The 19,263-nt window shown below is 48.0% G+C and carries 17 protein-coding genes; 14 read left to right on the top strand and 3 right to left on the bottom strand.

Annotation, left to right across the window (positions count from 1 at the left end; all coding sequences use genetic code 11):
• The first annotated feature begins 138 nt into the window (after positions 1-138).
• From M1D71_RS19380 to M1D71_RS19360, 5 genes are all read left to right on the top strand, one after another.
• Positions 139-576, top strand: a complete 438-nt coding sequence (locus tag M1D71_RS19380) for a YlbF family regulator (protein ID WP_458123275.1) — start codon at positions 139-141, stop codon at positions 574-576.
• 178 nt (positions 577-754) lie between these two features.
• Complete coding sequence (locus tag M1D71_RS19375) at positions 755-1,018, top strand: YlbG family protein (RefSeq protein ID WP_095290540.1); 264 nt, start codon at positions 755-757, stop codon at positions 1,016-1,018.
• Positions 1,019-1,183: 165 nt separating this feature from the next.
• Positions 1,184-1,621 (top strand): hypothetical protein, encoded by a 438-nt coding sequence (locus M1D71_RS19370; protein WP_017687436.1) that lies wholly within the window; start codon positions 1,184-1,186, stop codon positions 1,619-1,621.
• 131 nt (positions 1,622-1,752) lie between these two features.
• Positions 1,753-2,676, top strand: a complete 924-nt coding sequence (locus M1D71_RS19365) for a selenium metabolism-associated LysR family transcriptional regulator (RefSeq protein WP_458123274.1) — start codon at positions 1,753-1,755, stop codon at positions 2,674-2,676.
• 67 nt (positions 2,677-2,743) lie between these two features.
• Entirely contained in the window at positions 2,744-3,607 is an 864-nt protein-coding gene (locus M1D71_RS19360) for a PHP domain-containing protein (RefSeq protein WP_458123273.1), read from the top strand.
• A 162-nt stretch (positions 3,608-3,769) separates the two neighbouring features.
• Here the strand turns inward: M1D71_RS19360 and M1D71_RS19355 are convergent, their stop codons facing one another.
• The 3 genes from M1D71_RS19355 to M1D71_RS19345 all read right to left on the bottom strand — a co-directional run bounded on the left by M1D71_RS19355 (position 3,770) and on the right by M1D71_RS19345 (position 6,833).
• Positions 3,770-4,612 (bottom strand): IS3 family transposase, encoded by an 843-nt coding sequence (locus M1D71_RS19355; protein ID WP_458123272.1) that lies wholly within the window; start codon positions 4,610-4,612, stop codon positions 3,770-3,772.
• Between the two features lie 74 nt (positions 4,613-4,686).
• Positions 4,687-4,923, bottom strand: a complete 237-nt coding sequence (locus M1D71_RS19350; protein ID WP_458123271.1) for a helix-turn-helix domain-containing protein — start codon at positions 4,921-4,923, stop codon at positions 4,687-4,689.
• A 137-nt stretch (positions 4,924-5,060) separates the two neighbouring features.
• Complete coding sequence (locus tag M1D71_RS19345; protein WP_458123270.1) at positions 5,061-6,833, bottom strand: Rqc2 family fibronectin-binding protein; 1,773 nt, start codon at positions 6,831-6,833, stop codon at positions 5,061-5,063.
• Positions 6,834-7,190: 357 nt separating this feature from the next.
• Here M1D71_RS19345 and M1D71_RS19340 point away from each other — a divergent pair, with 357 nt between their 5' ends.
• From M1D71_RS19340 to priA, 9 genes are all read left to right on the top strand, one after another.
• Positions 7,191-10,049 carry a calcium-translocating P-type ATPase, SERCA-type gene (locus M1D71_RS19340; protein WP_458123269.1) on the top strand — a complete coding sequence of 953 codons (2,859 nt, stop codon included), beginning with the start codon at positions 7,191-7,193 and terminating at the stop codon, positions 10,047-10,049.
• A gap of 184 nt (positions 10,050-10,233) precedes the next feature.
• Positions 10,234-11,067, top strand: coding sequence for a diaminopimelate epimerase (dapF, locus tag M1D71_RS19335; RefSeq protein ID WP_458123268.1), 834 nt, complete (start codon positions 10,234-10,236; stop codon positions 11,065-11,067).
• Positions 11,068-11,206: 139 nt separating this feature from the next.
• The gene (locus M1D71_RS19330) at positions 11,207-13,096 is read left to right on the top strand and encodes a bifunctional homocysteine S-methyltransferase/methylenetetrahydrofolate reductase (protein WP_458123267.1); all 1,890 of its coding nucleotides are present in this window, start codon (positions 11,207-11,209) and stop codon (positions 13,094-13,096) included.
• A 19-nt stretch (positions 13,097-13,115) separates the two neighbouring features.
• Complete coding sequence (locus tag M1D71_RS19325; RefSeq protein ID WP_336763573.1) at positions 13,116-14,015, top strand: YicC/YloC family endoribonuclease; 900 nt, start codon at positions 13,116-13,118, stop codon at positions 14,013-14,015.
• A 51-nt stretch (positions 14,016-14,066) separates the two neighbouring features.
• A complete protein-coding gene (gene remA, locus M1D71_RS19320) occupies positions 14,067-14,327 on the top strand; it encodes an extracellular matrix/biofilm regulator RemA (RefSeq protein WP_006209218.1) in 261 nt (86 codons plus the stop codon).
• A 13-nt stretch (positions 14,328-14,340) separates the two neighbouring features.
• The gene (gene gmk / locus M1D71_RS19315) at positions 14,341-14,913 is read left to right on the top strand and encodes a guanylate kinase (RefSeq protein ID WP_017687445.1); all 573 of its coding nucleotides are present in this window, start codon (positions 14,341-14,343) and stop codon (positions 14,911-14,913) included.
• A 157-nt stretch (positions 14,914-15,070) separates the two neighbouring features.
• The gene (gene rpoZ / locus M1D71_RS19310; protein ID WP_458123266.1) at positions 15,071-15,283 is read left to right on the top strand and encodes a DNA-directed RNA polymerase subunit omega; all 213 of its coding nucleotides are present in this window, start codon (positions 15,071-15,073) and stop codon (positions 15,281-15,283) included.
• Positions 15,284-15,421: 138 nt separating this feature from the next.
• Positions 15,422-16,657: a bifunctional phosphopantothenoylcysteine decarboxylase/phosphopantothenate--cysteine ligase CoaBC gene (coaBC, locus tag M1D71_RS19305; RefSeq protein ID WP_458123265.1), complete on the top strand. Its 1,236-nt coding sequence runs from the start codon at positions 15,422-15,424 to the stop codon at positions 16,655-16,657.
• 3 nt (positions 16,658-16,660) lie between these two features.
• A complete protein-coding gene (priA, locus tag M1D71_RS19300; RefSeq protein ID WP_458123264.1) occupies positions 16,661-19,210 on the top strand; it encodes a primosomal protein N' in 2,550 nt (849 codons plus the stop codon).
• The last annotated feature ends 53 nt before the right edge of the window (positions 19,211-19,263 follow it).

The following is a 19,263-nucleotide window of genomic DNA, read 5'->3' as shown; positions in this document are numbered from 1 at the left end:
TATCAGGTTGAAAGACGAATTTCCAAGTTTCCCTTATTTCTAATTGCAGGAAAAACTCTTCTTAACTATTCATGGATATGCTATGATGAGGTAGTCTACGTTAAGTAGAACTTTATATATAGATAGGATGAATATTTCATGAGCGTAGCGGAAATGAACACGGTCGATATGGCACAAGTGTTAACGGGCGCATATGAACTGGGCGACATGATTAACCAATCTGCCGAAGTATCGGATTATTTATATTGGAAGCAGCAAGTCGAGACTACCCCTGAGATTCAGATGGGGATTCGGAAGCTGAATGCCAAGAAGGAATTGTTTGAAGAAACACAGCGTTTTGGTCATTTTCACCCGGATTACCATGCAGCGAAAGACCAAGTGGAAGCGCTGGAACAGGAGTTAGAAAATTTTGAGGCGGTAGCCCGCTTCAAACAGGCAGAGAAGTCCCTGGATGATATGTTATTCCAGATGTCAGAGACTATTGCATTCGCAGTGTCAACGACCATCAAGGTACCAAGCAATGATCCGAATCCGAAGGGCGGCTGCGGTAGTGGCGGCAAGTGTGGTTGCAGTTAAGCAATCGGATAGAGTAATTAATTCAGACTCATGACAGACCGGACCTTTAGGGATGAATGCTTGCTCGGTTAAGTAACCGATCAACAATCATCCGGGGATGAATGCTTGCTCGGTTAAGTGACCGATCAACAATCATCCTCTAGGCGCCGGTCTCCATTATAGAAGGGCGGGGACGATGATGTTTGCGGAAAGGACAGGATTCATTATTTGGGTCAGTGATTTGAAGGCTGCCCGTAATCTCGAAAAATATGGCACCGTGCATTATATCTCCCGCCGTATGCATTATGTGGTCATGTATGTTAATGCAGAACGGGCAGAAGATACGATGAAAAATGTGAAGCGACTTTCCTATGTGCGCAAGATCGAACGTTCGTATCGAAACGAGATCAAAACCGAGTATGCCAGTAAAACCATGGACAAAACGAGCTTTTACGGAATATAGACGAGAAACTGGAGGGACCCTGTGGGGTCGCTCTTTTCTTGAATTATGCACAAACGGACTTTTATGAAAAAAAGTTAAACTTACGCCTTGAGGTTACGGGACTTATGTTGTAATATATTTGGTAATAAATAGATAGAAAGTCCTATCTGGTGGAGAGTGATTCCCATGCGTGATAAGGTGATGCAACGTTGGAGCACCTACGAGCCGTTTTTCGTGGCTCTTGGAGACAAGAAAGTGGCCGACATCGTCATTACCCATCATGCCAAGATGCGGTATGCAGACCGTATTGAGCCTGCACGTAGTGATGATGATCATATTGCAGCGTGGTTATGGGAGTGTCTGAAGCAGGACCGTATAACACCATACTACCGTAATGAACAGGACGTCTACCTGATTGATGAGGATCTGGTCGTGGTCGCCGAATTTTCCGAACTTGAAGGAGAATATGATATTGCAGGCAACCCGCTGCACAAAATGATTGTAGTTACGTTTCTGGGACGTATGTCAGAGACCATTGAGTTGAGAGACCTGAAATCATATTACTCATGGTTAAGACATTCAAGAAGAATGACACTGGTCAAAAATAGTCGCAAGCATAAGTAAGTTGAGTAGATTTAATATGTTGAAATCATAGATTCAAGTATCATCGCATGCAGACAAGCTGCATGCTTTTTTTGTTGCCAAGCGAGAAATCGGCTACAATGTAGAGAGTGTAATCGAAGAGGGGCGAAGATATGAATTTTCACCAATTGCATATTTTTTATACGGTAGCAGAGAAAGGCAGCTTCTCGGCTGCTGCACAAGCATTACATATGACTCAACCTGCAGTAACAATGCAGATTCAATCACTGGAGGATTATTTTGGAACCAAGCTATTACATCGTTCCACCAAAAAAATAGAATTATCCGAGGCTGGCCGGACGTTATTGCCTCATGCGAAACGGAGTGTGGAGCTGGTCAGACAGACGGATGAGGCGATGTCTGCGTTTACCCAGATGTTACAAGGCCGACTCCAGCTTGGAGCCAGTTTAACGATCGGAGAATATGTACTCCCACGCATGCTCGGACCGTTTGCACTTCAATATCCCGATATTTCCATCGTCATGAAAGTGATGAATACAACGCAAATTATGGATGATATATTGAAGCACCAGCTTAATTTTGGTCTGATTGAAGCGCCAGTGCACCACCCGGACATGATTGTAGAGCCTGTTATGCAGGACGAGTTGAAACTGATTGTACCTGCCGGACATGATCTGGCTAAGCGTAGCAAAGTGAATCTTGAAGATGTAATGAATTATCCCTTTGTGCTTCGTGAGAAGGGTTCGGGAACCCGTCAGGTGATGGAAGATCAATTGCAAAAGAAAAAGATTGATCCACAGGACATGAATGTTGTGATGGAACTCGGGAGTACTGGAGCGGTAAAATCGGCTGTTGAGGCAGGGGTAGGAATTACGATGTTATCCCCCTCTTCCGTGCAGCATGAGCTGGCCCTGGGACTCGTTCATATTGTGGATATCCGTGGACTTGAATTCAAACGGCAGTTCTATGCCATCCATCTAAAATCGTCCTTGTTGCCCCTGTCAGCCGTCGCTTTCCTGAACTATCTGCGTCAACAGGAGCAACATAAGCCCGAACGCAAAACAGGTAAGGCATAATAGCAGGCAATATCAATAATAGATAAGTTAATCACAATCCACTTTTGAAGGAAAGGAGCTATTATGCATGAATCAAAGCCTAGGACGCTGTGATCTTCATACCCATAGTCAGGCCTCCGATGGAATGCAGCCACCGGCTGATAATGTGAAGCTTGCCAAGCAAAAAGGACTATCTGCGGTTGCCCTAACGGACCATGATACAGTAGCCGGTATAGCAGAAGCGCAGCGAGCGGGGAAAGAGTATGATATTGATGTCGTAGCAGGTGTTGAGATCAGCACTCGGGCTGGCGGCAAAGATATTCATGTGCTGGGTTATTACGTGAATACGGAGGATGAGCAGTTCCTGCAACGGTTGCGCGGATTAAGAGAAGCGCGAGATGAGCGCAATCATCTGATTATTGGCAAGCTCCAGGAACTTGGGCTTGATATAAGCTGGCAGGAGGTACTGGATGAGCTGGGACGCCCGTTAGAGCCGGATGAGAGTATCGGCAGACCACATATGGCTGATGTGTTGGTGAAGAAGGGGTATGCTGTCGACATGCGGGATGCATTCGACCGATATCTTGCTGAAGGCAAGCCTGGTTTCGTATCTGTCCCCCGAGTTGCACCAGAGGATGCATGCGAGTGGATCAGAGCCGCAGGGGGAGCTGCTGTTATTGCCCATCCGGGTCTCTATAATGATGATGAATTGGTACGTCGAATTATCGCAGACTCCCGTCCGGACGGTATCGAAGTATTTCATTCGGACCATGGCCCGGAAGAGGAACACAGGTATGCGGAGATGGCTAGGGAATATGATCTTATTGAAACAGGTGGATCGGATTACCATGGGGAACGACAAGGTGTTGTTTTCCACGGGGATCTCGGTAGCAAGACGGTAGCGGTTGATGTCTTGAAGAGACTGCAGGCGGCTGCACACAGCAAGAGGTAGTCTAATCTAGACAGGTTTGTATTCATTATGAATGAATTAATATTTGATTAAAATGATAAATAAGCTGAATTTCACGTATCATTCAAACAAGTAATGCAACCAGAAAAATCCCCTGAACCGTTATGGTCAAGACCCCATTTAACAGACATTGAAAAAAACACCCTAGGCTATAAACTGCTTCCGGAACCCTACCGGAGGCAGTTTATTTAGTTTTCGTTGTGGTCGATGTTGGTTGTAAAAATGGATATAGGCTTCAATTCGCCTTTGTGCCTCGTCCATATTTCGGATATCATAAGGATAGAGCCCTTCCGTTTTGAGATGCGAGAGGAAGCTCTCCATCGAGGCATTGTCATAACAATTTCCTCGGCGTGACATGCTGATTCGGGCGCCAACCTTTGGCAGCATGTCGTGGTAAGCATAGGACGTGTACTGGAATCCCTGATCGCTGTGAACGATCAGTCCCGTCACGTCTTTTGTCTTGTTAAAGACATTCTCAAAGGTCTGCAGCACCAGCTGATTGTCGTTTCTCTGACTCATGTGATAGGCTACAATCTCATTATTAAATAAGTCTTTCACGGCAGAGAGATAGATCCACGACTCACCCACACGGAATTGAGTGACGTCCGTGACCCATTTTTGGTTCGCTCTATCTGCTTTAAAGTCACGCTTCAGCAGGTTTTTAGCAACACGTCCTTCAGTTGAAGAAGCGTAATTACAGCGATGCTTCCGCCGAATTCGTGAGCGGATTCCAAGCGTCTGCATCAGCCGTAGTACTTTCTTATGATTCATCCAGACCCCGTGGTCCTGTAGCAAAAACAACTGAATCTGGCGGTAGCCATACACTCCGTTATATTGGTCGTAAACTTTCTGTACAAGTGCCTTGTCTGTTTGATCCCGATCTTGACTTTTGCGTTTGAGGTAAGCATAGTAGCCACTTCTAGAGACTCCAAAAACCTGACAAAGTGCGCTCACTGGATACTCTTTTGCGGCTTTCTCGACACTCATATATCTTTGTTTTTCATCTCCTGCATCCAGTTTTCCAAGCACTTTTTTAACATTTCATTTTCACGTATCAACCGCTACATCTGTCTGTCTTGGTCAACGTATGTCTCGCGTCTTCCGCGATGATCGATGAGTCCAAACTCACCGGATTCTTTGTACTTTTTCATCCAGGCTTTGAGTAGATGTCTGTCTGTCATCCCAAACTTCTCCATGATTCTGTGGTAAGTCCAGCCTTCCACCAAGTGAAGATGTATTGCCTCCATCTTTATCTCGAAAGAATACTGTTTAAACTTTTGACCTTTAACTGCTGGCATAAAAAAATGCCCCCCTAGAATTTCATCGGATAAACCAGGGGTTTATTCCAATGTCTATTCTAAGGGGGGCACTTCATTTAATGGTCAGGGGATTTTTCTAATGTTACTGTTACATCTCAACTTACGAAATAAGTCTCTTATCCATTTTTAATGGTGGATGGCAGACTCTTGATCAATTCATCATTTGGCGTGACAAACAAGGTCTTCTGGTGATCATAGATGACAAAACCAGGCTTCGCACCACTTGGTTTGCGTACATGACGGATAAACGTGTAATCCACAGGCACACTGCTTGATTCCTTGGCTTGGCTGAAATAGGCAGCAAGCTGTGCCGCTTCTTCCAATGTAGCTTCACCAAAGTCAGTACTGCGAATGACCACATGTGAACCTGGAATGTCTTTGGTATGCAGCCAAGTGTCGTTGGAAGAAGCGAGACGGTTGGTCACATACTCATTTTGCAGGTTGTTTTTGCCCACAAGAATATCAATCCCCTCGGAGGAGGTGAATTGGTGTACGGTCGGACGGTCGCTTTTCTTCTTCTTTTTACCCTTTTTGTTACGGTCACGAAGGTATCCCTGTTGCACAAGCTCATCCCGTATTTCCTCAATATCGTTCATGGATGCAATGGACAGCTGCTGCAACAGGTTATCGAGATAGTCAATCTCGTCTTTGGTTTTGCCAAGCTGCTCATGAATGACAGCCAGACTGTTCTTGTACTTGTTATACCGCTTGAAATAGCGTTGTGCGTTGTCAGACGGTGTAAGCAGCGGATCAAGTTGAATGGTAATGTTGGCTTGGTCTTCATCATAGAAGTTCACAAGCTCCACGCTCTTATCCCCTTTGCGCACCTGATGCAGGGAGGCGAACAGCAACTCACCCCATAGTCTGAACTTGTCCGCATCGTCGGCTTCCAGCAGATCCTTGTTCAGGTTATCCAGTTTTTTGATGTTCTTGCTTCGCTCGTTCTGCAGAAAACGGAGCAGATCACTTACTCTCTGTTTAACCGTGTCCCGTTCAGCCTTGTCTCCGTAATAATCTTCCATGCACTTGCTCATCGTGTCATAGGTTTTCTCCAAATCCTGAATGCTCTGAAGATGAACGGCCGAGAAAATCATTTTGCCTTTGACGTTCATTCCGGTTACAGGCGTGTAGAGATGATCTCTGACAGGACCCATCACGGCTTCAAAAGCGTTCCAGAGTGCCCCGGCCTCAATTCGACTCTCACCCTCAACCACAGCCTGAGTGTTAACTGTGCCTTCAGCAGCAATCCCACGGGCAGCGATTTCTCCCGCAATTAACGGGCTAAGACCGCTAAAGGAGTTCACGAGCCAACGTGAAGCTTCTTCTTCAGCGCCATGATAGCTTTCCTCGAATGCTGTACGGTTCACTTCGAGCGGATTACTTTTATGTTGTTCAGGTGGGGTGGTATACGAGAATCCGGGCATGATTACCCGGTAGCTGCTGATGGACGGAGTCACATGATGAATGCCATCCAGAATCGTTCCTGTTACAGGATCAAGTAAAATAATATTACTGTGACGCCCCATCAATTCAATGATAATCCGTTTAACCGAAATATCCCCCAGTTCGTCGCGCTGGCGCACATTGATGTGGATAATACGTTCCATGCCAATCTGACGGATCTCCTCAATGATTGCACCTTCACAGTGCTTGCGGAGCAGCATGCAGAACATGGGTGCTTCCGTCGGATTAAGGAATGTCTTTTCCGTAAAATGCACACGGGGATATGTCGGGCTTGCCGAAACAAGCAATTTACTATTTCCGCGCTGAGCACGCAGGGTGAGAACTACATCATGGCCATTCGGCTGATGGATTTTGCTGATACGTCCACCAATGCAGCCTTGCAATTCATGAACAATGGCCCGTGTTACAATGCCGTCTAATGCCATTTTTCCACTTCCTCTCTCTATCGAGCATCTGCATTTTATCATGCCAAATGCTTCATCTATATAACTGAAACGAGCAACCAGGTTATGTAAAAAAAACAGGACTGGCTGCAGATTCTTCGTTGCTTGCCTGTTGAACGCTGGAATCAGTACTGCGCAGAACATCGCAGACTTTTATTTTAGCCTATTCTGTCCATCAGGGAAAGGATTCACCTCGGGGGTGCTAATCACAGACCTGTCCGAATACATATAGAGCAGGTAGTTTGTCCGGCATAGTGTACAGCCTGTCGACCAGCGCGCCGGTGAAGCATGTGAGCTTATTTTGCAGATGAAATACAGACTGGGAGGGAACCTTGAAGCATGGAACATACCAAGTGGCATCAACTAAGTGATGAAGAGCTTCGCAACACTCTTGGCGTCAGCCCGCAGGAAGGATTGACGGATGAAGCTGCAGCAGAGAAGAGGAAAGCTATCGGTTCGAATGAGCTGAGCGAGGGGAAACGTATTTCTCCAATTACATTGCTCTTGAATCAATTCAAAGATTTTATGGTGCTGGTATTGATGGGAGCAACGTTGGTATCCGGATTGCTGGGTGAGTATCTGGATGCGGTAACGATCGTGGCCATTATTGTGCTGAATGCCATTCTGGGGTTTGTGCAGGAATTCCGGGCAGAACGATCTCTTCGTGCATTGAAACAGTTGTCCGCACCTCTCGCCAAAGTGCTTCGATCGGGCCAGGAAGTACATCTTGCCGCCAAACAACTTGTACCCGGGGATATTGTCATGGTGGAAAGTGGTGACCGAATACCTGCTGATGTACGCTGGCTGGAAACGAACAGTCTGGATGTCGAGGAGTCGGCGCTTACCGGGGAATCGGTGCCCGTAAGCAAACATTGCCTTCCGATTGCCGACGAGGATGTTCCACTTGGCGATCAGAAGAATATTGGTTTTATGGGGACCATGGTCACTCGTGGCACGGCCAAAGGTGTGGTTATCCGTACAGGAATGGAGACCGAGATGGGCAAGATTGCCGATCTGATCCAGAATACGGAGGAGCAAGAAACACCACTACAGCACAGGCTGGAACAACTGGGCAAAATTCTGATTTTTGTCGCGTTGGGATTAACCGTCATGGTCGTCGTGGCAGGTATATTGCACGGACAACCAGCTGTCGGCATGTTTCTGGCAGGGGTTAGCCTCGCGGTGGCTGCCATACCGGAGGGTCTGCCGGCCATTGTAACCATTGCACTTGCCCTTGGCGTGCAGCGGATGATCAAACGTAAAGCTATTGTACGTAAGCTGCCTTCTGTCGAAACTCTGGGCTGCGCGTCCGTAATCTGCTCGGATAAGACAGGCACGCTCACCCAGAACAAGATGACGGTAACGAATGTGTGGCTGGAGGGACGCGACATCAAGGTTACCGGGGATGGTTATGCACCCGAAGGACAGATGCTGGAGAACGGTCGCATGGTGGAACTGAAGAGTGACCAGTCCCTGCGCAGAATGCTCCAGATCAGTGCGCTTTGCAACAATGCCAGTATTGTGGAGAGCGTTGCAAGCCAGATGGGGAACAAGAAAAAGGGCAAGGATACGAAAAAGGAAAGCAAGAAAAACACGAAAAAAGATGATCTCCAAGAAGAAACGGTCAAGGGAGAAAATGTGTTCTGGGAGCTGAAGGGCGACCCGACGGAAGGGGCACTCGTCACACTGGCCTCCAAAATGGGACTTACCCCCGCTGGCCTCAAAGAATTGTATGCCCGCGAGCAGGAGTTTCCGTTTGATTCGGAGCGGAAGCGCATGTCTGTCCTGGTTCATCACCAGGGGGGCCGAATGATCTATACCAAAGGTGCACCCGATGTGTTGATCGGACACTGCAGTTATATTTTATGGGAAGGCAAGGTGGTACCTTTCACTGGAACGCTGCGGCAGAAAGTGATGGCAGCAAATGAGAGCATGGCCGGAGCGGCACTGCGTGTTCTCGGAATGGCCTATCGTGAAGTTCGGCCGGAAGAAAAAGTGGCTGACGAACACGCCGCCGAAAGTCAACTTGTCTTCGTAGGGCTTGCAGGTATGATTGATCCACCGCGTCGTGAAGTGAGAGATGCGATTGCCACATGCCGCAAAGCGGGTATTCGCACCGTCATGATCACAGGTGATCATGGAACAACGGCAGAAGCCATTGCTCATCAGCTGGGTATTCTTCCACGCGGAGGCGCTTCGTTAAGTGGTCAGCAACTGGCAGGCATGACGGATGAGCAACTGGATAAACAGGTAGAAGGCATCTATGTGTTCTCCAGAGTGTCTCCTGAACATAAGCTTCGCATCGTAAAATCGTTGCAGCGCAAAGGGCATGTCGTCGCGATGACGGGGGATGGGGTAAATGATGCTCCAGCGATCAAAGCGGCAGATATCGGCATAGCGATGGGCATTACAGGCACAGATGTGACGAAGGAAGCTTCGGCGCTCATTCTGAGTGATGATAACTTCTCGACCATTGTGGCTGCCATTGAAGAAGGCCGTAATATCTATGAGAACATTCGCAAGTTTATCCGTTATTTGCTGGCATCAAACGTGGGCGAGATTCTAACGATGTTCTTTGCGATGATGATGGGCCTGCCGCTACCACTCGTGCCTATTCAGATTCTGTGGGTTAACCTGGTGACGGATGGTTTGCCTGCAATGGCGCTGGGGGTAGATCAGCCTGAGAAAGATTTGATGGAGCACAAACCCCGGGGAGCCAAAGAAAATATATTTGCCCGCAGACTGGGGTGGAAAATTGTCAGTCGGGGTGTACTGATTGGATTATGTACACTCGGAGCGTTCTGGCTCACCCTTCAGGCTGCACCGGATAACCCGGGTCAACTGATCAAAGCACAGTCTGTAGCTTTCGCTACACTCGTTTTGGCGCAGCTCATTCATGTCTTTGATTGCCGTAGTTCACGATCCATCTTCCACCGGAATCCACTACAGAACAAATATCTGGTTCTTGCCGTTATTTCATCGGTTGTACTGATGTTAATTGTCATGTACGTTGAGCCACTTCAACCGATCTTCAAAACCGTACCTCTAGGTTTGCGTGAATGGGCGATCTGTATTGTTGCTGCAGGCATTCCAACGTTCCTTATGGGCGCAGGCAGCGTGTGGGGTGGTCGTCGTAACCGCCGTCGCATGGGGGGTTCTGGCCGCTTCGTACCGAAAAGTACAAAGTTTTCGGCATAAAATCAATACCTTTTCCTTACCCATTTCGTTATGCTATCCTCAAAATGATTCGAAGCGGCAGCTTTGGCATTTTGCAGGATAGCATTTTTTGGTGTAACTGTTGAATATGAATTTCTATGGTGATCCTGTAGAAGAGCAAGAATATAGCTTTGGCAGCAGACTGCCAAAAGGAGTGGGCAAGGTTATGGAATTTACGAAAATGCATGGACTTGGTAATGATTTTATCGTTGTATATGGTGAAAAGGAGCTTCCGGCAGATGCTGCAGAATTGGCTGTGAAATGGTGTAACCGTTTCTTCGGCATCGGTGCGGACGGCCTGGTTTATATACTGCCTTCGGAGAAGGCGGACTTTCAGATGCGCATCATGAATTCGGACGGTTCCGAAGCAGAGCAGTGCGGTAATGCCATTCGCTGTGTGTCCAAATATGTATACGATCATGGTCACGTTAGCCAGGAGCAGATCACCATTGAAACGATTGGTGCAGGCGTACAACCGGTAAGTCTCAACATTCGTGATGGTAAAGTGGAAACGGTTCGTGTGGATATGGGTGAGCCTATCCTGAATGGCCTACAGGTACCTACAACGGTGGATGCGAATCCCGTGGTCGATTATCACATTGAAGCGAATGGACATGCGTTCAAATTCACTGCCGTATCCATGGGTAACCCGCATGCGGTCATCTATGTAGATGATGCTGTGAATTTTGACCTCACAACTTGGGGACCACTTCTTGAAGTGCATCCGCTGTTCCCGAAAAAAATCAATGTGGAATTCGCCACAGTTCGTGACCGTGGATATGTGGACATGCGTGTATGGGAACGTGGAGCTGGCCCAACACTTGCTTGCGGAACCGGGGCATGTGCAACACTGGTATCCTCTGTCCTGAATGGGCATACAGATCGTACGGCAATCATCAGTCTCAAGGGTGGGGATCTTCACATTGAGTGGAATGAAGCTGACAATCATGTGTACATGACCGGACCTGCTGAAGTTGTTTTTAAGGGAATCACTTCATAAAAAGTGGAATGTTTAACCAAAGGGGCCTGTGGGCCTCTTTTTTTAATCTGCATCAAAAACCTGTGTTTTTCTTCGTTTTTTAGCGTTTTTTGTGTTACATTAGTATGAAAATGATCACAGCTAGGCGGGGGGAAAAGGGATGAAGGCGGATTTGCGCAAAGTTATGCAGGAACGGGTTCTCGTTGGAGATGGGGCCATGGGAACATTTCTGTACCAAATGGGGTTTCCGGTAGGGATTTCATATGAAGAATTGAACTTGATTTCACCTGAAGTGGTGGCGGATGTACATCGCCGTTATCGGGATGCAGGTACAGAAATATTTGAAACGAATACGTATTCTGCCAATTACGACAAGTTGTCTAAGTTCGGTCTGGAGTCCAAGGTGGAGGATGTGAACCGTGCCGGTGTACGTATTGCCAAAGAGGTGGCTGGAGCTGACGGTTACGTTCTTGGTGCAGTAGGCTCTATTCGTGGCGGCAAGCGGACGAACGTGTCCACAAGTGAACTCAAACGCTTCTATCAACAACAGATCTCTGCTCTGCTCGATGAAGGTGTAGATGGCATTTTGCTTGAGACCTTCTATGATATAGAAGAGATGGATATTGCCCTTTTGCAAGCACGCAAGCTGAGTGATCTGCCTGTAATTGGACAGTTCGCGGTAGAGGATGTAGGGCATACGCTGGACGGATATACGATGCCTGAAGCCTTCCGGATCATGCGGGAGCAGGGCGCGGATGTGATCGGTTTTAACTGTCGCTCCGGTCCAAACGGGATAATGCGTGCCATGGAAACCGTCTCTGGTCGTATTGGTATTCCGATGTCCGTCTATCCGAACGCGGGTGCCGCGGATTATGTAGATGGTCAGTTCCGTTATGGTGCAACTCCGGAGTACTTTGGTCAGACGGCAGTGCAGTTTGCCGAACTGGGCGCTCGTATTATCGGCGGGTGCTGCGGGACTACACCTGATCATATTACCGCAATGAAAGAGGCGCTCGCCGAATATGTACCTTCGCCTATTTTGGAGCCCGATCCGTCCGAATCCAAAGCTCGTATCGTGTTGCATGAACATGTGGATGAGCGTTCCGGACGTGGAGGACAGCCTACAATCGTTGATCTGGTCAAGCAGCGTCACACGGTCATTGTTGAACTTGACCCGCCTCGTGACTTGGACATTGCCAAGTTCATGAAGGGTGCCGAGACACTGAAAGCGGCAGGAGCAGATGCCCTGACCCTGGCGGATAATTCACTAGCGGTTACACGGATGAGCAACATGGCGCTGGGTCACCTCGTTCAGGATCGTACGGGCCTTCGTCCACTTGTGCATATTGCCTGCCGTGACCGGAATCTGATTGGAACACAGTCACACATGATGGGTTTTGATGCTTTGGGGATTAATCATGTACTGGCTGTAACAGGAGATCCTGCAAGGTTTGGTGATCTGCCGGGTTCAAGCTCAGTATACGATCTGACTTCTTTTGAAATCATACGCATGATCAAGCAGTTGAACGACGGAGTGGCTTTCTCAGGTAAACCGCTGAAGCAGAAAGCCGGTTTTGTCATCGGAGCGGCATTTAATCCCAATGTGAAATATTTGGATAAAGCTGTACAACGTCTGGAGAAGAAAATTGCCTCTGGCGCAGATTACATCATGACACAACCGATCTATGACCCTGAGTTGATTGTAGCAATGCACGAAGCGACCAAACATCTGGATGTGCCCATTTTTGTAGGTGTAATGCCGTTGGCGAGTGGACGGAATGCAGAGTATCTGCACAACGAGGTTCCGGGGATTCAGCTCTCGGATGAAGTGCGTTCCCGGATGGCGGGTCTGGAAGGGGAAGAAGGCCGTGCTATGGGTGTAAAAATTGCCAAAGAACTGCTGGATGTAGCAACAGTCCATTTCAAAGGCATCTATCTCATGACACCGTTTATGTTCTATGGCATGACGGCCGAACTGACTCAATATGTATGGGAGAAGTCGGAGCATCAATGTCCTACTTGTTTCAACCCTAATAATCAATTACAATAGTAAAACGGATGTGATGCCGATGTCATTCAGTATGACCGGATACGGTCAATCCGCCTTTCATTTTGGCGGCTATAAGGTACAATTAGAGATCAAATCTGTTAATCATCGTTATTGCGAAGTGATGATGCGTCTGCCAAGAGAGTGGACGTATTATGAAGACGGTTTGAGGAAGATCGTACAGGGTCGTTTGAAACGTGGGCGGATTGATGTTTATGTAATGAAAGAAAAAGAGGAAGACCAGGCTCTTCCCGCTGTTCTGAATGAACAGACGGTCAGGGCCTATCTGCAGGCTGCAGAGCAACTGGAGACTCAGTATGGAATGCAGGGCAAACCAAGTATTGTGGATATGCTTGGGCTGCCAGACGTCATGGTTCATTCGGATGGGACAAGTTCCATTCCGGAAGAGCAGAAGGACGAATGGGAGCGAGTGCTGCAGGAAGGATTGAAAGAGGCTTTGTCCAGCCTTGAGCAGATGCGCGCTCGCGAGGGTCTTCATCTGGCCAGTGATCTGGAACGGCGGATTACCCGTCTGGAGTCGCTGCATACCGAGATGCTTGATCTTGCTCCGACTGTGGTAAGTGATTACCGTAACAAGTTAAGGCAACGGCTTACGGAAATGCAGGAAGAAGGCTCTTTCCCTTTTGATGAGCATAAATTGGGTATGGAAATTGCAATGTTTGCCGATCGTTCTAACATAGAAGAGGAGCTTACACGTCTACTCAGTCACTTTGGACAGAGCAGGGAACTGCTGAAGAGTGATGAGCCGGTAGGGCGTAAGTTGGACTTTCTAATTCAAGAGATGAATCGGGAAGTCAATACGATTGGATCAAAAGCCAACCATTTGGCTCTGGTGAATCGTGTTGTCGAGATGAAGGCGGAGCTGGAGAAGATTCGTGAGCAAGCGGCGAATATCGAATGAACGGCCATATTTCGGCATAAGAGTCGCATGTATAGGGGGAAGAACCTGATTATGGCAATCAAACTCATTAACATTGGATTCGGTAACATCGTATCGGCGAACCGGATTATATCCATCGTGAGTCCGGAATCGGCGCCGATCAAGAGAATTATACAAGAGGCAAGAGATCGTCACATGCTGATTGATGCAACGTACGGAAGACGTACTCGTGCCGTAATTATTACGGATAGCGATCATGTCATTCTGTCTGCAGTTCAGCCTGAGACGGTCGCCCATCGTCTTTCTTCGAAAGATGATGACAACGACGAATAAAATGGAGTGTAATATGTCTAAGGGATTACTGGTAGTGTTGTCCGGCCCATCAGGGGTCGGGAAGGGTACTGTATGCAGCGCATTGCGCAAACGGGTGCCGGAATTGATCTATTCCGTATCGGCGACAACCCGTCAGCCTCGTCTGGGTGAAGAACATGGTGTGAACTATTTCTTCAGAAGTCATGAAGAATTCCAGAACATGATTGCTGAAGATCAATTGTTGGAACATGCGGAGTATGTTGGTAATTATTACGGAACACCGCGTGATTTTGTAGAGAAAACGATTAACGAAGGCCGCGACATCATTCTGGAGATTGAGGTTCAAGGCGCGTTAAAAGTGAAAGAGAAATTCCCGGAAGGGATCTTTGTTTTCCTGCTTCCTCCTTCATTGGACGAGCTGAAAGATCGCATTCAGGGGCGTGGTACCGAAAGCCAAGCGACCATTGATCACCGGATGTCTGTGGCGGTCGATGAGATCAGTCTGCTGGAGCAGTATGATTACGCTGTTGTTAATGATGAAATTGATTTGGCGTGCAAGAGAATAGAAAGCATCATAATCGCCGAACATTGTAAGATCAATAAATAATCCCTTTTGCCGCTGCAGAATGCGATATAAGTGGGGCAGTTGTCATATCATGTATTGAAGCAGTCCATCTTGGACTGTCCAAATGTGAAGACATGCCACATCAGTTCTGTCAGGCGGCAACTTGTGATTATACTAATGCGAAGAGGTGTTTGTTAATATGCTGTATCCTTCTATTGATGAAATGATGAACAAAGTCGACAGCAAGTATTCCCTTGTTGTTGCTGCTTCCCGCCGGGCTAGACAGCTACGTGAAGGTGAAAAAACGGATTTAAAAGGTGCGAGATCCCATAAACAAGTTGGCGTTGCACTGGAAGAAATCTATGGAGACCTGCTCGTTGTCATCAAAGGACAGGACGAAGAAGAAGAGTAAGCCGCCTGCGGCTGCTCTTCAACTGCATACGGCGCAAGCCGGATTAATTGACAACCGCGAGGTTGTTATTTTTTTACGAATAAGCATATTTTAACGGAATCTTAATTAGACGTCGTATAAATATCGGGGGAAATAAACATGTTGAACGGTAAAAAAATCGTGCTTGGTGTGACAGGCGGCATAGCCGCTTACAAAGCGGCAACATTATGCAGCAGACTGGTGCAAAAGGGGGCGGATGTTCATGTAATTATGACAGCTTCCGCTACACAGTTTATTACCGAATTAACGCTGCAAACGTTGACCCGAAATACCGTATATACCAATACATTTGATGAGCGTGAACCAGCGGTTGTATCTCATATTCATCTGGCTGATCTGGCTGATCTTGTTCTGGTTGCCCCGGCTACTGCGAATGTGATTGCCAAGATGGCGCATGGTATGGCAGACGATATGCTCTCAACAACTCTTCTTGCCACGACTGCTCCTGTAATGATTGCCCCAGCCATGAATGTACATATGTATGATCATCCGGCTGTACAGCATAATATGAATCTGCTTGCTGAACGGGGAACCTTGATGATTGAACCAGGTGAAGGACAGCTTGCATGTGGTTATGTCGGCAAGGGACGTCTGGAAGAACCGGAGACCATTGTTGATGTGGTAGAGCGTTTCTTCGAACAGCGTGAATCTGAAGATCGAGCTCAAAAGGGACAAGATTTACTGTTACAAAGCAAGAAGGTTGTGGTTACGGCTGGGGGCACGATTGAGCGTATTGACCCCGTACGATACATTACGAATGATTCGTCTGGCAAAATGGGATTTGCCATAGCCGCAGCTGCGCGTGATCTGGGGGCAGATGTGAAATTGGTTATGGGTAATACCCAAGCGAAGCCACCGGAGAACGTTGAGTTGATCCCTGTACAGTCTGCACAGGATATGTATGAAGCTGTAACACGCGAGTGGGATGATGCAGATATCGTGGTTAAGGCGGCGGCAGTTGCCGATTATCGTCTAAAGGAAGTTTACACCGAGAAGATCAAGAAGAAAGGCGACACGCTGTCGCTCGAACTTGTTAAAAATATAGATATTCTTGAAACGCTGGGCAAACAGAAAACCCATCAGTTTTTAATTGGTTTTGCTGCGGAGACTCAGTCGGTTGAGATGTATGCACGTGAGAAATTGGAACGGAAAAACTGTGATCTGATCGTAGCCAATGACGTAACCCGCACGGGTGCAGGATTTGGAACAGACACCAACGCGGTACATATCTATGACCGGGAGGGTTTGGTGGAGGAGCTTCAAGTGATGGCCAAGCACGATGTGGCTCATCGGTTGCTCCGGATTGCGGCGGAGCGCATTGCCGGGAGGAATTAGGATATGGAGATTGCCAAGGTCATTGTCGATGTTCCTGTGAAGGAAACAGACCGGCCGTTTGATTACTTGGTACCTGAATCGATGAGGGAATGGATCGAGATTGGCAGCCGGGTGGGTGTACCTTTTGGCCATCGGACGGTACAGGGATTCGTGATTGATCTTGTGCCACGTACCGGGGAGGAATCATTCAAGCTGAAGCAGATTCAGGAGTTGCTGGATATTGTTCCCCCACTGTCAAAAGATTTGGTTGAACTGGCCGAATGGATGAGTGGGCGTTATGCCAGTAACCGGATTTTGTCATTGCAGGTGATGGTACCAACGGCATTGAAAGGGAAAGCAGAACGATACATCTCGCTGGGAGATGCACTGGACGGAGAGGTCGCCAGTACACAACCGGGCGATGAGGTGTTATTTGTTTGGGGACAAGAGTCTACGACCGAGAAGGTGCAGCAGGATATCATCCGTTTTGTCAAAGGTCGGGGTCAGGTACCCCTGCAACAGCTCAGTCGGAAATATCCGAATCATGCTGCGCTGATCAAGAAATTATTGCTTGGTGGTGTACTGCTGGAAAGTCAGGCCATCAAGGACAAGCTGAATAAGAAAACAATGAAGTCTGTTGATCTGGCCGTAGATATCGCTGCTGCTCAGGAAGCACTTGCTTCGTTCCCGGCGAAAGCACAGCGGCAGAAGGAGATTCTGGCTTTTTTGCTGGAAATGAAAGAGCTTCTGCCCATGCCGATGAAAGAAGTGTTATCTACACTGCAGGTATCGGCAGCAACGATCAAGGGTCTTGAGGAAAAGGGACTGATAGTAACCGAGGACGTCGAGGTTTTTCGTGACCCTTATCAAGGCAGGAAGTTCAAAGCGACTGAACCGTTGGTTCTGACCGATGAGCAAAAACATGTTTATGACAATATCAATGGCCGATTGCAGGAACAGCGCCATGGGGTATTTTTGCTGCATGGTGTCACGGGTAGTGGCAAGACGGAAGTCTATCTTCAAACCATTCAACAATGCATCGAGCAGGATCGGCAGGCCATCGTACTGGTGCCCGAGATTGCATTGACACCACAGATGGTAGAGCGCTTCAAGGGGCGCTTCGGCGACCAGGTTGCGGTCATGCACAGTCGTCTGTCTGGCGGTGAACGTTATGATGAATGGCGCAAGATTCGTGAGGGTCAGGTGAAGGTTGCGATTGGGGCACGTTCAGCCGTATTTGCTCCGTTCAGTCGGCTTGGGCTGATTATTATGGATGAAGAACACGAGACTTCCTACAAACAGGAGGAAACTCCGAAATATCATGCCCGTGATGTAGCGGTAAAAAGAGCACAGCAGCACCAGGCCGTGGTCGTTCTGGGTTCAGCGACACCTTCGCTGGAAAGTTATTACGCTGCACGATCGCAGAGTAATGATGACTTTGCACCGCTCTTGCTCGAAATGCCAACTCGGGCACTGGGGAACAAGCTGCCTGAAGTGCGGATCGTTGACATGCGTGAAGAGTTAAAGGACGGCAACCGCTCCATGTTTAGCAGGTCTTTGCATAAAGGGCTGGAGGAGCGTTTGGAACGTGGTGAACAGACGGTACTTCTGCTAAATCGCCGTGGATATTCGACCTTTGTCATGTGCCGAAGTTGTGGATATGTGGCAGGCTGTCCCGAATGTGATATTTCATTAACGTACCATCAGCGCTCCAATAATCTCCGTTGTCACTACTGCGGATATGCGGAAGCGGCTCCTGAAGTGTGCCCGGACTGTGGAAGTGAGCATATTCGATATTTTGGTACAGGTACGCAGCGGGTCGAGGAAGAGCTCGCGAAGCTCTTTCCAGGTATTCGGGTCATTCGAATGGATGTGGATACGACAACAGAAAAAGGGGCGCACGAGAAGCTGTTGAAACAATTTCGTGAGAAAAAGGCGGATGTATTACTGGGCACCCAGATGGTTGCGAAGGGACTCGATTTCCCGGATGTAACCCTGGTTGGCGTGATAACAGCGGATTCAGCACTGAATTTACCTGATTTTCGTGCTGCTGAAAAAACGTTTCAGTTGCTAACACAGGTAGCTGGCCGAGCGGGTCGGCACCAATTGCCTGGTGAAGTGTTTGTCCAGTCCTATACGCCGGAGCATTACTCCATTGGGCATGCGAGCCAGCATGACTATGTATCGTTTGTACGTGAGGAACTACTGCATCGTCGCAATTTGCAATATCCGCCTTACTGTCGCCTGATTCTGGTGACCTTTTCGCATGAGCAGCTTCCGGTATTGATACGCCTTGCCGAGAACTACACGCGAATCTTAAAGGAGAAGGCTAATGCAGCCGGATGGCTGGGCAGTCTGGATCGTTTCAGTAATGATGCCTTTGATGTGCTGGGGCCGGTAGCGTCCCCGATTCCACGGATCAAGAATAGATACAGATTCCAATGTATGATAAAATGGCGGGGGGATGTAGACGCCATAGGACTTGCTCTGGCAACGGCCCGGCGCATGGACGATGATGTTCAGGCGCAAAAACTACTCATTAGTCTGGATGTAGACCCGCAAATGTTAATGTAAGCATTTTGCAGCAGTGCGGATGTAAACAAGCGGTATAAACATAGATTAAAAAT

This window comes from Paenibacillus sp. Z3-2 (assembly GCF_054161325.1).
This window is presented reverse-complemented; position numbering and strand designations above follow the sequence as displayed.

Excerpts from the sequence above, each read along its gene's own strand:
- M1D71_RS19350 (WP_458123271.1), bottom strand. The coding sequence starts at position 4,923 with ATGCCAGCAGTTAAAGGTCAAAAGTTTAAACAGTATTCTTTCGAGATA.
- priA (WP_458123264.1), top strand. The coding sequence starts at position 16,661 with ATGGAGATTGCCAAGGTCATTGTCGATGTTCCTGTGAAGGAAACAGAC.
- M1D71_RS19360 (WP_458123273.1), top strand. The coding sequence starts at position 2,744 with ATGAATCAAAGCCTAGGACGCTGTGATCTTCATACCCATAGTCAGGCC.
- M1D71_RS19330 (WP_458123267.1), top strand. The coding sequence starts at position 11,207 with ATGAAGGCGGATTTGCGCAAAGTTATGCAGGAACGGGTTCTCGTTGGA.
- M1D71_RS19375 (WP_095290540.1), top strand. The coding sequence starts at position 755 with ATGTTTGCGGAAAGGACAGGATTCATTATTTGGGTCAGTGATTTGAAG.
- gmk (WP_017687445.1), top strand. The coding sequence starts at position 14,341 with ATGTCTAAGGGATTACTGGTAGTGTTGTCCGGCCCATCAGGGGTCGGG.
- M1D71_RS19355 (WP_458123272.1), bottom strand. The coding sequence starts at position 4,612 with ATGAGTGTCGAGAAAGCCGCAAAAGAGTATCCAGTGAGCGCACTTTGT.
- M1D71_RS19370 (WP_017687436.1), top strand. The coding sequence starts at position 1,184 with ATGCGTGATAAGGTGATGCAACGTTGGAGCACCTACGAGCCGTTTTTC.
- remA (WP_006209218.1), top strand. The coding sequence starts at position 14,067 with ATGGCAATCAAACTCATTAACATTGGATTCGGTAACATCGTATCGGCG.
- M1D71_RS19325 (WP_336763573.1), top strand. The coding sequence starts at position 13,116 with ATGTCATTCAGTATGACCGGATACGGTCAATCCGCCTTTCATTTTGGC.
- M1D71_RS19365 (WP_458123274.1), top strand. The coding sequence starts at position 1,753 with ATGAATTTTCACCAATTGCATATTTTTTATACGGTAGCAGAGAAAGGC.
- rpoZ (WP_458123266.1), top strand. The coding sequence starts at position 15,071 with ATGCTGTATCCTTCTATTGATGAAATGATGAACAAAGTCGACAGCAAG.
- M1D71_RS19340 (WP_458123269.1), top strand. The coding sequence starts at position 7,191 with ATGGAACATACCAAGTGGCATCAACTAAGTGATGAAGAGCTTCGCAAC.
- coaBC (WP_458123265.1), top strand. The coding sequence starts at position 15,422 with ATGTTGAACGGTAAAAAAATCGTGCTTGGTGTGACAGGCGGCATAGCC.
- M1D71_RS19345 (WP_458123270.1), bottom strand. The coding sequence starts at position 6,833 with ATGGCATTAGACGGCATTGTAACACGGGCCATTGTTCATGAATTGCAA.
- dapF (WP_458123268.1), top strand. The coding sequence starts at position 10,234 with ATGGAATTTACGAAAATGCATGGACTTGGTAATGATTTTATCGTTGTA.
- M1D71_RS19380 (WP_458123275.1), top strand. The coding sequence starts at position 139 with ATGAGCGTAGCGGAAATGAACACGGTCGATATGGCACAAGTGTTAACG.